General features: G+C 69.4%; 6 protein-coding genes. 2 read left to right on the forward strand and 4 right to left on the reverse strand.

Going from position 1 to position 4,140, the window contains the following annotated elements:
• Both RWO33_RS19530 and RWO33_RS19535 read left to right on the forward strand, forming a co-directional pair.
• Positions 1 to 1,799, forward strand: a 1,799-nt coding sequence (locus RWO33_RS19530; protein WP_314107053.1) for a DUF3488 and transglutaminase-like domain-containing protein, incomplete at its 5' end; no start/stop codon positions are given.
• On the forward strand, positions 1,796 to 2,320 hold the full coding sequence (locus RWO33_RS19535) for a Slp family lipoprotein (RefSeq protein WP_145478445.1): 525 nt from the start codon (positions 1,796 to 1,798) through the stop codon (positions 2,318 to 2,320). The genes RWO33_RS19530 and RWO33_RS19535, both read left to right, overlap by 4 nt.
• 47 nt (positions 2,321 to 2,367) lie before the next feature.
• Here RWO33_RS19535 and RWO33_RS19540 read toward each other — a convergent pair whose 3' ends face one another.
• From RWO33_RS19540 to RWO33_RS19555, 4 genes are all read right to left on the reverse strand, one after another.
• On the reverse strand, positions 2,368 to 2,718 hold the full coding sequence (locus RWO33_RS19540; RefSeq protein WP_145478446.1) for a histidine triad nucleotide-binding protein: 351 nt from the start codon (positions 2,716 to 2,718) through the stop codon (positions 2,368 to 2,370).
• A gap of 48 nt (positions 2,719 to 2,766) precedes the next feature.
• The gene (gene recR / locus RWO33_RS19545; RefSeq protein WP_145478447.1) at positions 2,767 to 3,363 is read right to left on the reverse strand and encodes a recombination mediator RecR; all 597 of its coding nucleotides are present in this window, start codon (positions 3,361 to 3,363) and stop codon (positions 2,767 to 2,769) included.
• A gap of 2 nt (positions 3,364 to 3,365) precedes the next feature.
• Positions 3,366 to 3,686 carry a YbaB/EbfC family nucleoid-associated protein gene (locus RWO33_RS19550; RefSeq protein WP_145478448.1) on the reverse strand — a complete coding sequence of 107 codons (321 nt, stop codon included), beginning with the start codon at positions 3,684 to 3,686 and terminating at the stop codon, positions 3,366 to 3,368.
• Between the two features lie 6 nt (positions 3,687 to 3,692).
• A partial coding sequence (locus RWO33_RS19555; protein WP_314107058.1) for a DNA polymerase III subunit gamma/tau C-terminal domain-containing protein occupies positions 3,693 to 4,140 on the reverse strand: 448 nt, incomplete at its 5' end.

Consider the following 4,140-nt stretch of genomic DNA (forward strand, 5'->3'; position numbering starts at 1 on the left):
CCTCCGGCCAGCGCGTGCTGGCCGCGCCGGTACGCGTGCTGATGGTGCTGGCCATGCTGGTGGCGGTCTATTGGCAACTCGGCGCGCGGCCGGGCCGCGATACCGGCTGCGCGCTGCTGGCGGCCATGCTGGCCCTCAAGTCGAGCGAGCTGCGCAGCCTGCGCGACGCGCGCAGCCTGCTGGGATTCGCGCTGTTCGCGCCGTTCGCCGCCTTCCTGCTCGACCAGGGCCCGGTCACCATGGGCCTGGCGATGCTGGCCGCGCTGGCCATCCTGCTCACCCTGCAACGTCTGGCGCATGCCGAAGGCGAAGCGCCCGATGCGGCATTGGGCGGCCAGCTGCGCGGGATCGGCAGGTTGCTGGCCCTGGGCCTGCCGCTGGCGCTGGCCGCGTTCTGGCTGTTCCCGCGCCTGAGCGAGCCGCTGTGGGGCCTGCCCGACCGCGCCGTGGGCAAACCCGGCCTGTCCGACCAGATGGACCCGTCCGAATGGCTGGACCTGATGGCCGACGATGCTACCGCATTGCGGGTGACCTTCTTCGGCGCCGTGCCCGCGCCGGAACAACGCTACTGGCGTGGCCCGGTCATGACCCATTTCGACGGTCGTCGCTGGGAACGCCAGCCTTTCAGCGACCGCCGGCCACCCGCCGCAGTACCCCGCGCCGGGCAGGGGTGGGACTACCAGATCGATTACGAGCCCACCGACCGGCGCCAGCTGGTCGCACTGGACCTGCCGCTGCGCGCCCCGGCCGGCGCCACCCTCGGCGGCGACTACAGCCTGCGCAGCGACCAGAACCTGTCATCGCTGACCCGCTGGCACCTGCAATCGGCAGCGCCTGCGGCCCATGTCGAACCGCTTGACCGGTTCCTGCGCCGCGAGGCGCTGCAGCTGCCGGAAGGCTTCAACCCGCGCACGGCGGCGCTGGGCCGGCAGTGGCGGCAGGAGGCGGGCGACAACGACGCGGCGATCGTGTCGCGTGCGCTTGAATGGGTGCGCTCGTCCTTTGCCTACACCCTGGAAACCGAGGAACCCGGCCGCGACAGCGTGGATGAATTCCTGTTCGACCAGCAGGCCGGCTACTGCCAGCACTTCAGCTCCTCATTCGTGGTGCTGATGCGCAACGCCGGCATACCCGCCCGGGTGGTGACCGGCTTTGCCGGCGGCCAGCGCAACCCGTACGGCGACTACTTCGTGGTGCGCCGGATGGACGCGCATGCCTGGGCCGAAGTGTGGTTGCCGCAGCGCGGCTGGGTGCGGGTGGACCCGACCGCCGCCGTGGCGCCCGAGCGCATCTACGACACCCTGGAAGACCGCCTTGGCGCCGGCGCCGGCACTGCCCTCGAGGACCGCTGGGTGCAGCTGGGCCAGGTCAGCGATCTGCTGCGCCGTGGCTGGAACGACCTGGTGCTTTCGTTCGACGCTACCCGGCAGCGCCAGTTGCTGCGGCCCCTGGGCATCGACAACCTGCAGCCGGCGCAGCTGGTGGGCATTTTCATTGCCTTCGCAGGCGGTGCGCTAGGGTGGATGGCATGGCTGCTGGCCCGCGGGGAACGCGAACGCGATCCGCTGCTGCGGGCCTGGCACCGGCTGGGGCGGCGTTACGCGCGGCATGGCCTGGCCAGGGATACCGCAGAGACCGCCACGGACTGGGCGCAGCGCGTCCACCGGCAGCGCCCCGACCCGGCGCTGATTTCGCTCAGCCACCGTTTCGTCCAGGCGCGCTACGCTGGCGCTGAGCTCGACCCTTCACTCGTGCGCGACCTGCACAGGCATCGCCCGTCCACCGGAGCAACCTCATGAACGTCAAGATCCTGCTTCCCCTTGCCGCGTCGCTGGCGCTGGCCGCCTGTGCCACCGCGCCCAAACCACTGCAGGGACAGTTCAGCGTGGTCAGCCCGCGCGATTCGGTCGCCACCCAGCAGGTCGGCACCCCGGTCCGCTGGGGCGGCCGCATCATCGAAACCACCCCGGGCCAGGGCCAGACCTGCTTCCAGCTGCTGTCGCGCCCGCTCAATGGCAGCGGCCGCCCCAACACCTCCTCCAACGACGCCAGCGACGGCCGCTTCGTGGCCTGCCGCGCCGGGTTCTACGACCCGGCGGTGTTCGAAGCCGGACGCGACGTGACCTTCATCGGCAAGATCGCCGGGTATGAGAACACCCGCATCGGCGACTATGACTACCGCCTGCCGAAGCTGGAAGCGGACGTGGTCTACCTGTGGCCGGAACAGCGCGAAGTCGATGTGGTGCCGGTCTACCCGTACGGCCCGTGGGGCCCGGGCTGGGGTCCGGGCTGGGGCTACCGCGGCTGGGGCTGGTGGTAGTAACCCACCCCGGTAGGTGAAAAAGCCGCCCCGAAGGGCGGCTTTTTTCATGCGCCGAAATGCCCCAGCGGCGCACCCGCCAACAGATGCATATGGATATGGAACACCGTCTGCCCGGCATGCTCGCGGCAGTTCATGACGATCCGGTAGCCGTCCTGGGCAAAGCCCTCGCGCCGCGCGTACTCCGCCGCGGCCAGCGCCAGCTTGCCGATCAGGTGCGCCTGCCCGGGCTGCACGTCGTCCAGCGTGGGAATGGCGTCGTTCTTCGGAATGAACAACACGTGCACCGGCGCCTGCGGCGCGATGTCCTTGAACCCCAGCACCTCATCGTCTTCGTAGACGATGGTGGCGGGAATCTCGCGGCGGATGATCTTTCCGAACAGGGTGTCCTGGGTCATTGCGTCACCTGATGTCTGCGTGGGCCGGCCAACGGCCGGCACTACCGGTTAGGTTGCTTCGGTGCGGGTGCCGAACGCGTGCGACAGCGTGCCGCGATCGACGTACTCGAGTTCGCCGCCGAGCGGCAGCCCCTGCGCCAGCCGGCTGGGGCGCACCTTGTGCGCGCGCGCCAGCTGCGCCAGGTAATGCGCGGTCGCCTCGCCTTCCACCGTCGCGCTGGTGGCGATGATCAGCTCCTGCACCTCACCCTGCCCCAGCCGCGCTTCCAGCTGGTCCAGGCCAAGTTCGCGCGGGCCGACGCCATCCAGCGGCGACAAGCGCCCCTGCAGCACGAAGTACACGCCGCGGAAGCCGGTGGCGGTTTCAATCGCCAGCCGGTCGGCGGGCGATTCCACCGCGCACAGCTGCTGGCGCTCGCGGCTGCCATTGGCGCACACCGCGCAGACCTCGGTTTCGCTGAAGTCGCGGCACTGCGCGCAGTGGCCGATGCGTTCGATCGCCTTGGCCAGCACCTCGGCCAGCTTCTGGCCACCGGCGCGTTCGCGTTCGAGCACGTGGTACGCCATGCGCTGGGCGGTCTTCTGGCCCACCCCCGGCAGCACCCGGAAGGCCTCGATCAGCTGTTCGAGCAGGGGCAGGCTCACGCTTAGAACGGCAGCTTCATGCCGGGCGGCAGCTGCATGCCGGCGGTTGCCGAACCCATGCGGTTCTTCGACTCGGCGTCGATCTTGTTGGACGCGTCGTTGAACGCGGCCGCCACCAGGTCTTCGGTCATTTCCGCATCGGACAGGATCGACGGGTCGATGCGTACCTTGCGGCATTCCTTGGCGCCGGTCAGGGTCACGCTGACCATGCCGCCACCGGCACTGCCGGTCACTTCCAGCTTGGCGAGTTCTTCCTGGGCCTTCTGCAGGTTTTCCTGCATCTTCTGGGCCTGCTGCATCAGTTGGGCGATGTTGCCGCGCATGTCGTATTACTCTTCAAAAGGACGGATGGAATCGGTCACGACCCGGGCGCCATGCTGCTGGATCAGCAGCTGCACCGATGGGTCGGCCATGAAAGCAGCTTCGGCCGCCTGCTGGCGTTCGCCGCGCTGGCGGTCGGACCGCTGGTGCAGCGTTTCTGCCTCGGCACTGCCGTGTTCGATCACGATCCGCGGGGTCATCCCGAGCGGGCCGGACAGCGCCTCGGTCAGCGCCGCCAGCGAACGATCCGAACACAGGTACTCAAATCCGGGCGATACGGCGAGTTTCAAGACGCCGCGCTCGAATCCGACGAACGCCGCATGCGCGGCCAGCTGCCGCGATGGGCCGTTCAGCTGGCTCTGCGCGACCAGCTCCAGCCAGGTTTCGGCGGACTGCAGCGTGACCGTGCCGGTGGCCGCAGCGGCGACCGCCGGCGGCGGCGTCACCGCGAAACCC

Origin of the sequence: uncultured Stenotrophomonas sp., from assembly GCF_963519925.1 — a bacterium.
In the GTDB taxonomy this organism is placed as follows: Bacteria; Pseudomonadota; Gammaproteobacteria; order Xanthomonadales; family Xanthomonadaceae; genus Stenotrophomonas; species Stenotrophomonas maltophilia_AE.

Excerpts from the sequence above, each read along its gene's own strand:
- RWO33_RS19535 (WP_145478445.1), top strand. The coding sequence starts at position 1,796 with ATGAACGTCAAGATCCTGCTTCCCCTTGCCGCGTCGCTGGCGCTGGCC.
- RWO33_RS19550 (WP_145478448.1), bottom strand. The coding sequence starts at position 3,686 with ATGCGCGGCAACATCGCCCAACTGATGCAGCAGGCCCAGAAGATGCAG.
- RWO33_RS19540 (WP_145478446.1), bottom strand. The coding sequence starts at position 2,718 with ATGACCCAGGACACCCTGTTCGGAAAGATCATCCGCCGCGAGATTCCC.